The following is a 14,568-nucleotide window of genomic DNA, read 5'->3' on the forward strand; positions in this document are numbered from 1 at the left end:
GGCGCCGTCGAGAACGGTCGCCGCCCGGCCGGACGGTACGTGCGGGTGGACCCGGATCAGAAGTCCCAGTCCTCGTCTTCCGTGATGACGGCCTTGCCGATCACGTAGGAGCTGCCCGACCCCGAGAAGAAGTCGTGGTTCTCGTCGGCGTTCGGCGACAGCGCCGACAGGATCGCCGGGTTGACGTCGGTCTCGTCCTTCGGGAACAGCGCCTCGTAGCCGAGGTTCATCAGCGCCTTGTTGGCGTTGTACCGGAGGAACTTCTTGACGTCCTCGGTGAGACCGGCCTGGTCGTAGAGATCGGCCGTGTAGTGGGTCTCGTTGTCGTACAGCTCGTACAGCAGCTCGAAGACCCAGTCCTTGAGCTCGTCGCGCTCGGTCTGCGTGATCTGCTCGAGGCCGCGCTGGAACTTGTAGCCGATGTAGTAGCCGTGCACGGCCTCGTCACGGATGATGAGGCGGATGACGTCGGCGGTGTTGGTGAGCTTCGCACGCGACGACCAGTACATCGGCAGGTAGAAGCCCGAGTAGAAGAGGAACGACTCGAGCAGCGTCGAGGCGGCCTTGCGCTTGAGCGGGTCGTCGCCCTTGTAGTAGTCGAGGACGATCTGCGCCTTGCGCTGCAGGTGCTCGTTCTCCTCCGACCAGCGGAAGGCGTCGTCGATCTGCCGGCTCGAGCACAGCGTCGAGAAGATCTGCGAGTAGCTCTTCGCGTGCACGGACTCCATGAACGCGATGTTGGTCAGCACGGCTTCCTCATGCGGGGTGACCGCATCGGGGATGAGCGAGACCGCACCGACGGTGCCCTGGATGGTGTCGAGGAGCGTCAGGCCGGTGAAGACCCGCATCGTGAGCTCCTGCTCGTACTCGGTGAGGGTGCCCCACGACTGGATGTCGTTGGACACCGGAACCTTCTCCGGGAGCCAGAAGTTGCCGGTGAGGCGATCCCACACCTCGGCGTCCTTCTCGTCCGGAACGCGGTTCCAGTTGATCGCGGACACGCGATCGATGAGTTTGACGCGTACGCCGTCCGCGGGTGAATGGGCTGCTGCGGTCATCGGTTACCTACCTGAATCGTGTACTGGTGCAAGGACTGTCGTGGAGCGAGGTCACAGCATGCAGGAGACGCAGTTCTCCACCTCGGTGCCCTCGAGCGCCATCTGACGCAGGCGGATGTAGTACAGCGTCTTGATTCCCTTGCGCCACGCGTAGATCTGCGCCTTGTTCACGTCGCGGGTGGTCGCCGTGTCCTTGAAGAACAGGGTGAGCGACAGTCCCTGGTCGACGTGCTGGGTGGCCGCCGCGTAGGTGTCGATGATCTTCTCGTAACCGATCTCGTACGCGTCCTGGAAGTACTCCAGGTTGTCGTTCGTCATGTAGGGCGCCGGGTAGTAGACCCGGCCGATCTTGCCCTCCTTGCGGATCTCGATCTTCGAGGCGACCGGGTGGATCGAGCTCGTGGAGTGGTTGATGTACGAGATCGAGCCGGTGGGCGGAACGGCCTGCAGGTTCTGGTTGTAGATGCCGTGCTTCTGCACGGATGCCTTCAGCTCCCGCCAGTCGTCCTGGGTCGGGATGTGGACGTTCGACTTCGCGAACAGTTCACGGACCCGCTCGGTGGCCGGCTCCCACACCTGATCGGTGTACTTGTCGAAGAATTCGCCCGAGGCGTACTTCGACTCCGGGAAGCCCTTGAAGTACGTGCCGCGCTCGATGGCGATCTTGTTCGACGCCTTCAGCGCATGGAACAGCACCGTGTAGAAGTAGATGTTCGTGAAGTCGATGCCTTCCTCGGACCCGTAGAAGATGCGCTCACGGGCGAGGAAACCGTGCAGGTTCATCTGGCCGAGGCCGATGGCGTGGGACTCGTTGTTGCCCCGCTCGATCGACGGCACGGACGTGATGCTCGTCTGGTCGGACACCGCCGTCAGACCGCGGATGGCGGTCTCGATGGTCTGCGCGAAGTCCGGCGAGTCCATCGTCTTCGCGATGTTCAGCGAGCCGAGATTGCACGAGATGTCCTTGCCGATGTGCTTGTAGGACAGGTCGTCGTTGAACTCCGAGGCCGTCGAGACCTGCAGGATCTCCGAGCACAGGTTCGAGTGCGTGATCTTGCCGGCGATCGGGTTGGACCGGTTCACCGTGTCCTCGAACATGATGTACGGGTAGCCCGACTCGAACTGCAGCTCGGCGACGGTCTGGAAGAACTCGCGGGCCTTGATCTTCGACTTGCGGATGCGCTTGTCGTCGACCATCTCGTAGTACTTCTCGGTCACGTCGATATCGGCGAACGGCTTGCCGTAGACGCGTTCGACGTCGTACGGCGAGAACAGGTACATGTCCTCGTTCTTCTTCGCCAGCTCGAAGGTGATGTCGGGGATGACGATGCCCAGCGAGAGGGTCTTGATGCGGATCTTCTCGTCGGCGTTCTCGCGCTTGGTGTCGAGGAAGCGGTAGATGTCGGGGTGGTGGGCGTGCAGGTACACGGCACCGGCACCCTGACGTGCGCCGAGCTGGTTGGCGTAGGAGAAGGAGTCCTCGAGCAGCTTCATGATCGGGATGACGCCGGAGGACTGGTTCTCGATCTTCTTGATCGGGGCGCCGTGCTCACGAATGTTGCTGAGCAGCAAGGCGACACCGCCGCCGCGCTTGGACAGCTGCAGCGCGGAGTTGATGGCGCGGCCGATCGACTCCATGTTGTCCTCGATGCGCAGCAGGAAGCAGGAGACGGGTTCGCCGCGCTGCTTCTTGCCGGAGTTGAGGAAGGTGGGGGTGGCCGGCTGGAAGCGGCCGGAGATGATCTCGTCGACGAGCTGACGCGCGAGGGTCTCGTCGCCGTCGGCGAGGGTCAGCGCGACCATGCACACGCGGTCCTCGAAACGTTCGAGATAGCGCTTCCCGTCGAAGGTCTTGAGCGTGTAGGAGGTGTAGTACTTGAACGCGCCGAGGAAGGTCGGGAACCGGAACTTCTTCGCGTACGCCTGCTGGAACAGCGACTTGACGAACGCGCGCGAGTACTTGTCGAGAACCTCGGGCTCGTAGTAGTTCTCCTCGACGAGGTAGTCGAGCTTCTCGTCGAGGTCGTGGAAGAACACCGTGTTCTGGTTGACGTGCTGCAGGAAGTACTGGCGGGCGGCGGCCACGTCCTTGTCGAACTGGATCTCGCCGTTGGGGCCGTACAGGTTCAGCATCGCGTTGAGCGCGTGGTAGTCGAGGCCTTCGAGCTTCTCGTCGAGTTTGGTGCTCGTGGCAGGAGCGGGATCGGTGATGGTCACAGTGCTGTCCCCACTTGTCGGAGTTCGGAAACGGCCGCGCGGTCACGGTCGGCGACTCGCGTCGGATACGGATACGGATGTGTCTCAGGCGTTTTGGAGGGCCGATTCCCAGAACCGGGCGAGACCCTCGCGGACCCGCTCGACGTCGTCGGCGGTCCCCATCAACTCGAACCGGTAGAGATACGGCACCTTGCACTTCCGCGAGACGATGTCGCCGGCGAAACAGTACGACTCGCCGAAGTTCGTGTTGCCCGCCGCGATGACGCCGCGGATCAGGCTCCGGTTGTGCTCGTTGTTGAGGAACCGGATGACCTGCTTGGGCACGTAACGGGTGTCGCGGCCGGTGACGGTGGTCCCGCCGCCGTAGGTCGGCACGATGAGCACGTACGGTGCGTGCACCTCGAAGCTGCCCTCACGGTCGTGCAGCGGGATCCGGACGGCCGGGATCCCCAGCTTCTGCACGAACCGATGGGTGTTCTCCGAGGTGCTCGAGAAGTACACCAGCGACGGCGCCGGAGTGAGCCCCTGCGAGGTCATCGGTAGTCACCAACTCTTCGTTCGATTCGGGAGACCGGACCGGCGGGCAGGATCCGCCCACACCGGAGACGACGACGAACGGGCCACCGGCCGGTGGCCCGGGGGTCAGGCGGCGACGGTGAGTGCCTTGATGCGGTCGGGGCGGAAGCCCGACCAGTGGTCCTCACCGGCGACGACGACGGGGGCCTGGAGGTAGCCCAGGGCCATCACGTAGTCGCGGGCCTCCGGGTTCTCGCTGATGTCGACGACGTCGTATTCGAGGCCGGCCTTGTCGAGGGCGCGGTAGGTGGCGGTGCACTGGACGCAGGCAGGCTTGGTGTAGACGGTGATGTTCATGAATGCCCCTTTTTCCGACGGCCGTGGGCGGCCTGAAGACTGACTGCTGCGCGTTCGCCGAAAGCCCACTCCCGTCCGATCCCGCTTCCCCGAGAGACCGGCGGCTCTTGTGCCCTTTCGGCGGTCTAGACACTACACCTTGTGGCCGACGGATACATAGAACCCAGGATGTTGTGAGTTACAGACGTGATATTCCCAGGTCGCGACCTTCCCTTCCCGGCGTTTCCGACGGTTCTCGGCGTGTCGCGCGGGCACCCGCGCACCGAGACCTCGAGCACAGTGTCGGACGGCACTCGAGCGCAGTGCCGGACGGCACCTCGAACAGAGTGTGACGCGACCCACCGACCGCTTCCGGGAACGCTCTCGGTGAGCGCACCGAGGACCGTCCGTCACCGCTCCGGGAGCGCATCCAGAAGGTCGTCGAGGCGCACCGGCAGGTCCCGCACCCGCACCCCGGTCGCGTGCCACACGGCGTTCACGACGGCGGCGGCACTGCCGACGATGCCGATCTCGCCGATGCCCCGCGACCCCATCGGGGTGGCGTGGAGGTCCTCGTCGTCGAGCCAGTCGGCCTCCACCTCGCGGATGTCGGCGTGGGTGGGCACGTGGTACTCGGCGAGGTCGTGGTTGATCACGTGCCCGAACCGCGGGTCGCGGATGCTCTCCTCGAACAGGGCCATCGAGATGCCGAACGACATGCCTCCGATGAACTGCGACCGCGCGGTCCGCGGGTTGATGACCCGCCCGACGGAGAACAGCCCGAACATGCGGGGCACGGTGATCTCCCCGGTGTCGGCGTCGACTTGTACCTCGGCGAAGTGCGCACCGAAGGACTGCGCGGTGCAGTGTTCGAGTTCGCGGTTCTCCGCCGCGGTCGCGGACAGTTCGGCGCCGGGGGGTGGAGTGTCGCCGAAGCGTTTGCCGAACTGTTCGGCGGCGGTGACGATCGCGGTGCCCCAGGACGAGGTGCCCGACGATCCGCCCGCGACGGTGCCGTGGGGCAGGGCACTGTCGCCGATCTCGAGGTGGACGTCCTCGGGGCGGCAGTGCAGGGCGTCGGCGGCGATGAGGGTCAGGGCCGTCCAGGCACCGGTTCCCAGGTCGGTGGCGCCGATGCGGACGGAGAACCGGCCCTCGCCCAGGTGCCGGATGTGGGCCTCCGAGCCGGGGCTGACCATGTGAGGGTAGGTGGCCACGGCGACCCCGGTCCCGACGAGGGTGCGGCCCCGCAGCCGGGTGCCGGGGGCACGGTCGGCGGGGTCCCAGCCGAACCGTTCGGCGCCCTGCCGCAGGCATTCGACGAGGCGCCGAGAGGACCAGGGCAGCCCGGTCTCCGGGTCCGTCTCGGGTTCGTTGCGGATCCGCAGGTCGATCGGGTCGATGCCGAGTTCGGCGGCGAGTTCGTCCAGGGCGACCTCCCCGGCGAACATGCCGGGGGCCTCCCCGGGTGCCCGCATCCAGAAGGGTGCGGGGACGTCGAGGGTGATCGCGCGGTGGGAGGTGCGCACGTTCGGCACGTCGTAGAGATTGCGCAGCGGCACCGCGGCCTGCTCGACGAACTCGGTGACCCGCGACGACTGGGTGAACGCCTCGTGGACGAGACCGGTGAGCCGGCCCTCGTGGTCGGCGGCGAGCCGGATGTGGGAGGCCGTGGGGGCGCGGTAGCCGACGTAGCCGAACATGTCGTGGCGCGGGACGGCGAATTTCACGGCGCGGCCCGGCAAGGCGCGGGCGGCGAGGGCGCCGAGCACGTCGTGGGCGTGCGGGCCGCCCTTCGACCCGAATCCACCCCCGATGTAGGGGCAGATCACCCGCATGGCGGCGGCGTCGAGACCCAGTACGGGTGCCAGTGCCTCGACCACCCCGTGCGGGTGCTGGGTCGAGGTGTACAGGGTCAGGGTCGGTTCCCCGTCGGGTGCGGACTCCCGCCACAGCGCGACGACGGTGTGCGGTTCGAGGGGATTGTTGTGTTCCTCGGGGGTCGAGTACCACCGGTCGATCACCGTCTCCGCGTGGGCGAAGGCGGCATCGACGTCGCCGCGCTGTGTGTCGGGGTCGAAGCCGCCGTTGACGGTCTCCGGTGTGTAGGCGCCGGGGTGGTCGGCGTGGAAGACGACGTCGTGGTCGGCCGGGGTGTACTCGAGGTCGAGGAGATCGCATGCCTCCCGGGCGATCTCGGAGGTCTCGGCGACGACGGCCGCGACGATCTGGCCGCGATAGCGCACCTCGGGGTTCTGCAGGACGACGTACTCCCCCTCGGCCTCGCCGGTCAGTCGCGGGGCGTTCCACGGGGTGAGCACCGCCAGCACGCCGGGCATGTCCTCGGCGGCGGTGGTGTCGATCCGGTCGATGCTCCCGCGCGCGATCGTGGAGGTCAGCGGCACGAGATGCACGGGATCGGGAACGGGGTGCTCGTACGCGTAGGGGGCGGTACCGGCGACCTTGCGCGGGCCGTCGATGCGTGCCGTGGATCGTCCGCCCGCCCTGATCTGCTCGGGGCTCATGCCGTCCCTCCTCGTTCGGCTCGCTCGTGGAGTTCCCGCAGCACCGCGACGACGGTACGGCGCAGCAGCGGGATCTTGTAGGCGTTGCCGTCCAGCGGTCGGGCCTCGGCGAGTTCCGCGTCGGCCGCCTCGGCGAAGACGTCGTCGCCGGGTGGGCGGCCGAGCAGCACGGCCTCCGCGCGGTGGGCGCGCCAGGGCCGGTGGGCCACTCCCCCGAACGCGAGCCGGCAGTCCGTGACGGTGCCGTCGGCGATCGTCGTCTCGGCGGCCACCGAGACGAGCGCGAAGGCGTAGGAAGCGCGGTCGCGCACCTTGCGGTAGGTCGACAGTGCGGTGCGCGGCGGGGGGATACGGACCCCGATCACCAGGTCGTCCCGGGCGAGCACGGTGTCGCGGTCGGGTTCGTCTCCGGGCAGCCGGTGGAAGTCCTCGACGGCGATCGCCCGCTCACCGTCGGGGCCGAGCACGAGGACCTCGGCGTCGAGGGCGAGCATCGCCACGGCCATGTCGGAGGGGTGCGTGGCCACGCAGTGGTCGGAGGCTCCGAGGATCGCGTGATAGCGGGTGTAACCGCCGAGAGCCGAACAACCGCTGCCGGGTTCGCGTTTGTTGCAGGGGGTGCTCGTGTCGCGGAAGTACGGGCAGCGGGTCCGTTGGAGGAGGTTGCCGCCGGTGGTGGCGGCGTTGCGCAGTTGCGGTGAGGCGCCGGACAGCAGGGCGCGGGCGAGCATGGGATAGCGGCGGCGCACGAGCGGGTGGGCGGCGAGGTCGCTGTTGCGGACGTTGGCGCCGACGACGAGTCCGCCCTCGGTGGTCTCCTCGACCGTGTCGAGCGGGAGGTGGGAGATGTCGACGAGGACATCCGGATCCGCCACCCCGATCTTCAGGTGGTCGACGAGATTGGTGCCGCCGGCGAGGAAGACGGCTCCCGCGGTGTCGTGGACGAGAGCGACGGCCGCCTGCGGGTCGGCGGGTCGTTCGTAGCGCAGGGCCCTCATCGCTCGTCCTCCGCGGCGACCGCGCGGATGGCGGTGACGATGTTGGGATAGGCGACGCAGCGGCACAGGTTGCCGCTCATGCGTTCCCGGATCTCGACGTCGTCGAGGTCGCCCGGCTCGTCGAGATCGGCGGTGACGTAACTGGGGTCGCCGCGAGCGAACTCGTCGAGCATGCCGACGGCGGAACAGATCTGGCCGGGTGTGCAGTAGCCGCACTGGAAGGCGTCGTCCTCGACGAACCGTGTCTGCAGCGGGTGCGGTCCCGACTCGGCGAGCCCCCGGGCGGTGACGATCTCGGCGCCGTCGTGCGCGACGGCCAGCGCCAGGCAGGACAGGCTGCGGCGGCCGTCCAGCAGGACGGTGCAGGCACCGCACTGGCCGAGATCGCAGCCCTTCTTCGGGGAGGTCACCCCCAGCCGATCGCGCAGGGCGTCGAGCAGGGTGGTGCGGACGTCGACGGTCACGCGGTGATCGGTGCCGTCGACGCGCAGGCCGACGGCGCGTTCGTGCTCCCGGGGTGAGGCGTTCTCGGCTGGCATGGGTGGACCTCCGAACGGCTGGGCTGTGCTCGGGGCATTCCCGCCGCGGCGGCGATCCAATCGCGGGGTGGTCACCTTCCGCAGAACGGACGGAGCCGGAGACCCGTCGGGTCCCCGGCTCCGTGAAAGGCGGTCACACGACTCAGGCGTCGGCCAGCACCTTGGTGGCGGCGGCGAGGGCTTCGACGACACCCGCGATCTGCTGAGCGGTCTCGGCGTGCTCCTTGGCGTGCGCACCGGCGAACTTGCCGAAGGTCTCGCCGACGGACAGCGTGCCGCCCTCGACGACCTCGGCGCCCGCGATGCCCGCGACCTTGACGACGTCCTCGAGGGCCCACTTGGCGGCGTTCCGGCTCGGCGACTGGCTGACGACGGCGACGGCCTTGCCCTTCAGCGCGCCGGAGCCGTAGGGACGGGACAGCCAGTCGAGGGCGTTCTTGAGCACCGCGGAGACGGTGCCGTTGTACTCGGGGGTGACCAGCAGCACCGCGTCGGCGGTGGTGGCGGCCTCACGAAGCGCGGCGGCGGTGGCCGGGGTGCCCTCGCCGTCGATGTCCTCGTTGTAGAAGGGAACCTCGGCGAGTCCCTCGAAGAGGGTCACCTCGACGCCCTCCGCAGCGACGGCTGCGGCGGTCTCGGCGAGCTGACGGGAGACGGAACCATCGCGCAGGCTTCCGACAAGGGCGAGAACTCGGGTCATGGGAACATCCTCGGTTCGAAGTGATTGACGACGCAATGATAAACGGACCGCGGTCCACTTTCATTCCCGAGCGGCTACAGTGTGACCTTGTGAACACCCGCCCTCCGACCTCGACGGCCGGCCGGCCGTCCCGGCCGTCGGCGGACGAGCGCGCACTCCCCCTCGTGGACGAGCACACCGTCGAGCGCGGTGACGCCGCCCGCAACCGCACCCGGCTCCTCCGCGCCGCCGCGCTCCTCGTGGCCGAACGCGGGGTGGACGCGGTGACGATGGACGAGGTCGCCGCCCGCGCCGGGGTCGGCAAGGGCACCGTCTTCCGCCGGTTCGGCTCCCGGGCCGGCCTGATCCGCGCCCTGCTCGACCACAGCGAACGCGAACTCCAGGAGGGATTCCTCTTCGGGCCGCCGCCGCTCGGCCCGGGCGGTGAACCGCTCGAGCGACTCGTGGCGTTCGGCCGCGCCCGCATCGGACTCGTCGAGGTGCAGGGCGAACTGCTCCGCGCCGCCGAGTCGGCCTCCGACTCCCGCTATGCCGCGCCCGCCTATCTGGTGTCCCTCGCCCACGTCGACACCCTGCTGCGCGCCGCCGGGGTCACCGGCGACACCCGCCTGCTCGCGGCGTCGCTCATGGCCTCCCTCGACGCGACGCTCGTGCTGTACCAGTGGCATGAACTCGGCCATCCGCTGCACCGACTCGCCGACAACTGGGCGGAGCTGGCACATCGGGTCGTGACCGGCCGAGGTACCGCGGAATCCGCGGGCGGCGTCGTACCGTAACCACATGATTCGTACATTCCGGGTTCTCGCACTGGCGTCGCTGGCGGTCGTGGCCTCCGCGTGCAGCAGCGATTCGGGCACCGCCGACAGCGGTTCGGCCGACGACCTCACCGGGCGCACCTTCGTATCGACGAGCGTGACCGGCACGCAGATCCCCGGCGACGGTCCCCTGGTGGTCGAGTTCCCGGAGAGCGGACGGATCTCCGCGACCGCCGGATGCAACCGCTTCGTCGGCGGCGTCGAACTCACCGACGGGAAGCTGAAGGCCCCCGAGCTGGCGAGCACCCTCATGGCCTGCGAACCGGCACGCGAAGGCGCCGACGCCTGGCTGACCGGTCTGTTCGACGCCGAACCCCGGTGGTCGCTCGACGGGAACACCTTCACCCTCACCCACGACGACGTGACGGTCGCGCTCGAGGACGAGAAGGTCCTCGACCCGGACCGCCCGATCACCGGCACCGACTGGGTGGTGACCTCCCTGCGCACCACCGACGCCGTCGTGCGGTCGGTGTCGCTCGAGAACGCCGCGCCCACTCTGCGCCTGGCCGAGGACGGCACCGTCAGCGGCACCACCGGGTGCACCGACTTCACCGGGTCCGCGGAGGTCGGCGACGACGTCGTGATGTTCGAGCCGCTCACCCTCGACGGCGGCCCCTGCACCGATCCCGACCGGCTCGAGATCGAAGCGCACGTCCTGAGCGTGCTCACCGGCGAGACCACCTACACGATCGACGGATCGTCGATGACGCTCACCGGACCGAACGGCACCGAGGGCCTGGAGTTCACCGCCCGCTGAGAACCTGCGCCCGCCGAGAGCCGGCACCGCCCGGTCGGTACGGTGGGCGCATGGCCGGAGCAGTCCGCATGGCGATCGCCGTCGCCGTCGGTTCGTCGATGTGCGCGTGCAGCCTCTCGGGCCCCGGGAACTCGCCGTCCGATCTGGTGGGCCGGCGCTACGTGTCCACCTCGGTCGAGGGCCGGGCGATCCCCGGCGGCGGGCCGCTGGAACTCTCCTTCCCGGCCCGCGAGCGACTGGCCGCGTCGGCCGGCTGCAACCGCTTCACCGGCACGGCGGAGCTGTCCGGTGGGGTCGTGCGCACCGGGGTGCTCGCGTCCACGCGGATGGCCTGCCCACCGCCCCGGGAGGGCGCCGACGCGTGGTTGCGCGAACTGTTCTCCGCCTCGCCCCGGTGGTCGTCGGACGGAGACGTCCTGACGCTGACCACGAGCTTCGTGACGGTCACCCTCACCGACCGCGCCGCCGGCCGCTGAACCGGATCCTCGACGTCAGTACCGTTCGACGAGCCAGGCCGCGAGTTCCCGCGCACTGTGGTCGACCAGGGCGGGCCAGTCCAGCGCCGACTCGTCGGCGTGGTCGCTGACGTGCTTGACCAGCCGGCACCGGGCACCCATCCGGCGCGCGGCGTAGGCCACCGCGAAGCCCTCCATGTCGACCAGGTCGGCGCGGGCAGCGAGGGCGTCGCGCACCTCGGCGTCGGAGACGAACGCGTCGCCGGTCGCGAGGACGCTGCCGTCGCCGTCCTCGATGTCGAGGACGTCCTCGACGGGATGGCCGAGGCTCTTCAGCACGTCGCTGCTGATGTCGTGGTTGAGGGCGGTCGACGGCAGATAGAGGCCGGCGTGGTGGTCGTGCAGCGCACCTGCGGTGCCGATGTTGACGACGAGCGGCCGCGCGCCGGCCGGATACGCCGCCAGAGCGGCGGTGACGGCGACCGCCGCGTCGACCTTCCCGATCCCGGTGATCACCGTCTCGTAGCGGTCCGGCACATGGGCCGCTTCGGCGCGGGTGGCCGATACGACGAGGATCCCGTTCACGTGTTGCCTCCGAGTTCGAGTGTCACGAGTGCTGCCCGGTGCAGCTCCCGTCCGTATCCGGCACCGTATCCCGCGGCGTGCACCGCGAGCGGATGCAGCTGGTGCAGCGGCACCCGGTCCTGCCATCCGGTACGCAGCGGATGCACCGATTCGTAGCCCGCGACGATCTCGGCGAGGTGCGGGCACCCGAAGAGGGCGAGCATCGCGAGGTCGGTCTCCCGGTGCCCGCCGTGCGCGGCGGGGTCGATGAGCACGACACCGCCGGGTGACCACAGCACGTTCCCGTTCCACAGGTCGCCGTGCAGCCGCGCCGGGGGTTCGTCGTCGTCGAAGGCTCCCCCGGTGACGAGTTCGCAGGCCCGCTCGATGTCGGCCCGCTGACCGGCGGTGACGCTCCCGGCGTCGACCGCAATGCGCAGGAAGGGCAGGACCCGTTCGGCGATGTAGAACGCTCCCCAGCTCTCGTGCACGGTGCGGCTCATCGGGCGGCGGCCGATGAACAACTGCCCGTCGTAACCGTCGGGAGCAGCGCCGAATCCGGCGGCGCCCGCGTCGTGCATCCGGGCCAGGGCGGCACCGAAGGCACGGGCCGCCGGGGCGGTCGCCCGGGTGTCGGGGACGCGGTCGAGTTCGATGTGGTGCTCGCCCACCGATCGCACCCGGGCCACCGGCATCCCGGCCTCCGCGAGCCACGCCAGACCGGCGGCCTCGGCGCGGAAGAAGTCCGGGTGGGCGTGCGGATCGTGTTTGCGGAAGACGTCTGCGTTGCTCACGTCCCGAGTGTTGCTCACCTCGCGAGTGTGCCCGTCCGGCACTCCCCGATGTAGCGCGGCAGTAACACGCTCACGCTAGGGTCGACGAATGAGCAACCTTCGCGATCGGATCATCGAAGAACTCGGAGTCAAGCCCTCCATCGACCCCCGCGCCGAGATCGACTCGCGGGTGCAGTTTCTCGCCGACTATCTGCGCAGCACTCCCGCGAAGGGATTCGTGCTCGGCATCAGCGGCGGTCAGGACAGTACCCTCGCCGGCAGGCTCACCCAGCTGGCCGCGGAGAAACTACGGGCCGAGGGACACACCGCGGAGTTCGTCGCCGTTCGGCTGCCCTACGGCACGCAGGCCGACGAGCACGACGCGAAGATCGCGCTCGACTTCATCCGGGCCGACCGCACCCTGCGCATGGACGTCAAGCCCGGCGCCGACGCCACCGGCACCGAGGCGGCCGTCGCGCTGTACGGGCACGAGACGAAACTGCGCGACTTCGTGCGCGGCAACATCAAGGCGCGCGAGCGCATGATGCTCCAGTACGCGGTGGCCGGTGAGCTCGGCTATCTCGTGGTGGGCACCGACCACGCCGCCGAGGCCGTCACCGGCTTCTACACCAAGTACGGCGACGGCGGTGTCGACATCACCCCGCTGGCGGGTCTGACCAAGCGCCAGGGCGCGGCGCTGCTGCGCGAGCTCGGTGCCCCGGAGAGCACGTGGATCAAGGTGCCCACGGCCGATCTCGAGGACGACCGGCCCGCGCTTCCCGACGAGGAGGCGCTGGGCATGACCTACAGCGAGATCGACGATTATCTCGAGGGCAAGGACGTCTCCGACGATCTCGCCGCGCGGCTCGAGCAGAAATTCCTCGACACCCGGCACAAGCGGGCCATGCCCGTTGCCCCGTTCGACACCTGGTGGCGCTGACCGCCTAACCTCCGGCGAACGGCGGGAGCACGTCCACCCGGGATCCGGCCGGCCGGCCGAGATCCCGGGTGAGCTCCCCAGTTCCGCCCTCGCCCGGGTCGAGCAGGAACGCCGCGACCGTCAGCACCCGGTCCATGTCCGGCCCGTAGCGGTCGACCAGCGCCGCGCGCAGTGCCCCCAGGTCCGCACCCGCCGGAAGCTCGACGGTGTCCTTCTCCCGGCCCCCGGCCGCGTCGACCGCCGCCGCGAAGAACCGCACCTCGACCCCGGTCGTCACATCAGCCACCGATCGCTCCCATACTGCGTTGCGGCGGCGCGAAATCCGCCGCGTCCATGCCGTGTCCGGCCCACTTGTTCCACATCGCGCCGCGCCACAGCGCGGCGATCTCCTCGTCGCTCGCCCCACCGCGCAGCGCCGCGCGCAGGTCGGTCTCCCGATCGCTGAACAGGCAGGACCGGACCGTGCCCTCCGCCGTCAGGCGAGTGCGGTCGCAGTCGCCGCAGAACGAGCGGGTCACCGACGCGATGATCCCGACGGTCGCTGGCCCGCCGTCGACGAGCCAGCGTTCGGCCGGCGCGGACGGATCCTCGCGGGCGGTCTCCGTGAGGGTGAACCGCTGCCCGAGCACGTCGAGCAGCTGCTCGGCGGGCACCATCTGCGCGCGCGCCCAGTTGTGGTCCGCGTCGAGGGGCATCTGCTCGATGAACCGCAGTTCGACGCCCTCGTCCAGGCACCAGGCGAGCAGATCCGCGGCCCCGGCGAGGGTCTCGGGCATGAGCACCGCGTTGATCTTCACCCGAGCGAACCCGGCGGCCCTGGCGGCGCGGATGCCCTCGAGCACGGAGTCGAGGCGGTCCCGGCGGGTCAGCCGCGCGAAGTGCTCGCGGTCGATGGTGTCGAGGGAAACGTTCACCCGGGTGAGCCCGGCGTCGGCCAGCGCCCGCGCGCGGTGGCGCAGGCCGATCGCGTTCGTCGTCAGTGCCAGCGGAACCCCGGGCGCCTGCCGGGCGCATCCGGCGACGATCCGTTCGAGATCGCGGCGCATGAGCGGCTCGCCGCCGGTGAAGCGCACCTCGTGCACCCCCAGCAGGCCCGTCGCGATCCGCACGAGCCGCACCACCTCCTCGGCGGTGAGCAGCCGGTCGCGCGGGATCTCAGGCAGGCCCTCGGCCGGCATGCAGTACGTGCAGCGCAGCGAACACTTCTCCGTGAGCGAGACCCGCAGGTCGCGGGCGATGCGACCGAAGCGGTCGAGCAGGTCGGGCACGTCGGGCCGATCGGACACGTCGTCGCCGTGATCGCGCACGATCGGCATGCCCATGTGTACCGCCGTCATCCGACCTCCGCTCCCATGGACCCAGTATGCCCATTTCC

At 69.2% G+C, this 14,568-nt stretch carries 16 protein-coding genes; 4 read left to right on the plus strand and 12 right to left on the minus strand.

What is annotated here, in order from left to right; translation table 11 throughout:
- Positions 1 to 56: 56 nt before the first annotated feature.
- The 8 genes from nrdF to OED52_RS13400 all read right to left on the minus strand — a co-directional run bounded on the left by nrdF (position 57) and on the right by OED52_RS13400 (position 8,889).
- The gene (nrdF, locus tag OED52_RS13365; protein ID WP_264151355.1) at positions 57 to 1,058 is read right to left on the minus strand and encodes a class 1b ribonucleoside-diphosphate reductase subunit beta; all 1,002 of its coding nucleotides are present in this window, start codon (positions 1,056 to 1,058) and stop codon (positions 57 to 59) included.
- Positions 1,059 to 1,109: 51 nt separating this feature from the next.
- Entirely contained in the window at positions 1,110 to 3,191 is a 2,082-nt protein-coding gene (nrdE, locus tag OED52_RS13370) for a class 1b ribonucleoside-diphosphate reductase subunit alpha (protein WP_264154702.1), read from the minus strand.
- Between the two features lie 168 nt (positions 3,192 to 3,359).
- A complete protein-coding gene (gene nrdI, locus OED52_RS13375; protein ID WP_264151356.1) occupies positions 3,360 to 3,812 on the minus strand; it encodes a class Ib ribonucleoside-diphosphate reductase assembly flavoprotein NrdI in 453 nt (150 codons plus the stop codon).
- Between the two features lie 105 nt (positions 3,813 to 3,917).
- The gene (gene nrdH / locus OED52_RS13380; protein ID WP_264151357.1) at positions 3,918 to 4,148 is read right to left on the minus strand and encodes a glutaredoxin-like protein NrdH; all 231 of its coding nucleotides are present in this window, start codon (positions 4,146 to 4,148) and stop codon (positions 3,918 to 3,920) included.
- A gap of 389 nt (positions 4,149 to 4,537) precedes the next feature.
- Positions 4,538 to 6,652 carry a xanthine dehydrogenase family protein molybdopterin-binding subunit gene (locus tag OED52_RS13385; protein WP_264151358.1) on the minus strand — a complete coding sequence of 705 codons (2,115 nt, stop codon included), beginning with the start codon at positions 6,650 to 6,652 and terminating at the stop codon, positions 4,538 to 4,540.
- The gene (locus tag OED52_RS13390) at positions 6,649 to 7,650 is read right to left on the minus strand and encodes an FAD binding domain-containing protein (RefSeq protein ID WP_264151359.1); all 1,002 of its coding nucleotides are present in this window, start codon (positions 7,648 to 7,650) and stop codon (positions 6,649 to 6,651) included. The genes OED52_RS13385 and OED52_RS13390 overlap by 4 nt, the downstream gene beginning before the upstream one ends.
- Positions 7,647 to 8,189 (minus strand): 2Fe-2S iron-sulfur cluster-binding protein, encoded by a 543-nt coding sequence (locus OED52_RS13395; protein WP_264151360.1) that lies wholly within the window; start codon positions 8,187 to 8,189, stop codon positions 7,647 to 7,649. Before OED52_RS13395 ends, OED52_RS13390 begins: the two co-directional genes overlap by 4 nt.
- 142 nt (positions 8,190 to 8,331) lie before the next feature.
- Positions 8,332 to 8,889 (minus strand): NAD(P)H-dependent oxidoreductase, encoded by a 558-nt coding sequence (locus tag OED52_RS13400; protein WP_264151361.1) that lies wholly within the window; start codon positions 8,887 to 8,889, stop codon positions 8,332 to 8,334.
- Positions 8,890 to 9,053: 164 nt separating this feature from the next.
- Here OED52_RS13400 and OED52_RS13405 point away from each other — a divergent pair, with 164 nt between their 5' ends.
- Genes OED52_RS13405 through OED52_RS13415 form a run of 3 tightly spaced genes read left to right on the plus strand, consistent with a single transcriptional unit; the run spans position 9,054 to position 10,937 of the window.
- Positions 9,054 to 9,665 (plus strand): TetR/AcrR family transcriptional regulator, encoded by a 612-nt coding sequence (locus tag OED52_RS13405; protein WP_264154703.1) that lies wholly within the window; start codon positions 9,054 to 9,056, stop codon positions 9,663 to 9,665.
- 4 nt (positions 9,666 to 9,669) lie between these two features.
- Positions 9,670 to 10,461 carry an META domain-containing protein gene (locus tag OED52_RS13410; RefSeq protein WP_264151362.1) on the plus strand — a complete coding sequence of 264 codons (792 nt, stop codon included), beginning with the start codon at positions 9,670 to 9,672 and terminating at the stop codon, positions 10,459 to 10,461.
- A gap of 50 nt (positions 10,462 to 10,511) precedes the next feature.
- On the plus strand, positions 10,512 to 10,937 hold the full coding sequence (locus OED52_RS13415; RefSeq protein WP_264151363.1) for an META domain-containing protein: 426 nt from the start codon (positions 10,512 to 10,514) through the stop codon (positions 10,935 to 10,937).
- Positions 10,938 to 10,952: 15 nt separating this feature from the next.
- Here OED52_RS13415 and OED52_RS13420 read toward each other — a convergent pair whose 3' ends face one another.
- Both OED52_RS13420 and OED52_RS13425 read right to left on the minus strand, forming a co-directional pair.
- Entirely contained in the window at positions 10,953 to 11,501 is a 549-nt protein-coding gene (locus OED52_RS13420; protein WP_264151364.1) for a nucleosidase, read from the minus strand.
- Entirely contained in the window at positions 11,498 to 12,274 is a 777-nt protein-coding gene (locus OED52_RS13425; RefSeq protein WP_264151365.1) for a fructosamine kinase family protein, read from the minus strand. The genes OED52_RS13420 and OED52_RS13425 overlap by 4 nt, the downstream gene beginning before the upstream one ends.
- 88 nt (positions 12,275 to 12,362) lie before the next feature.
- Between OED52_RS13425 and nadE the strand changes: the two genes are divergently transcribed.
- Positions 12,363 to 13,193: an ammonia-dependent NAD(+) synthetase gene (gene nadE / locus OED52_RS13430; RefSeq protein WP_264151366.1), complete on the plus strand. Its 831-nt coding sequence runs from the start codon at positions 12,363 to 12,365 to the stop codon at positions 13,191 to 13,193.
- Between the two features lie 4 nt (positions 13,194 to 13,197).
- Here nadE and OED52_RS13435 read toward each other — a convergent pair whose 3' ends face one another.
- A complete protein-coding gene (locus tag OED52_RS13435; RefSeq protein ID WP_264151367.1) occupies positions 13,198 to 13,479 on the minus strand; it encodes a MoaD/ThiS family protein in 282 nt (93 codons plus the stop codon).
- On the minus strand, positions 13,472 to 14,530 hold the full coding sequence (gene moaA / locus OED52_RS13440) for a GTP 3',8-cyclase MoaA (protein ID WP_264151368.1): 1,059 nt from the start codon (positions 14,528 to 14,530) through the stop codon (positions 13,472 to 13,474). The genes OED52_RS13435 and moaA overlap by 8 nt, the downstream gene beginning before the upstream one ends.
- Between the last annotated feature and the right edge of the window lie 38 nt (positions 14,531 to 14,568).

The sequence above is a fragment of the Rhodococcus sp. Z13 genome, assembly GCF_025837095.1.
Taxonomy (GTDB): Bacteria; Actinomycetota; Actinomycetes; order Mycobacteriales; family Mycobacteriaceae; genus Rhodococcus; species Rhodococcus sacchari.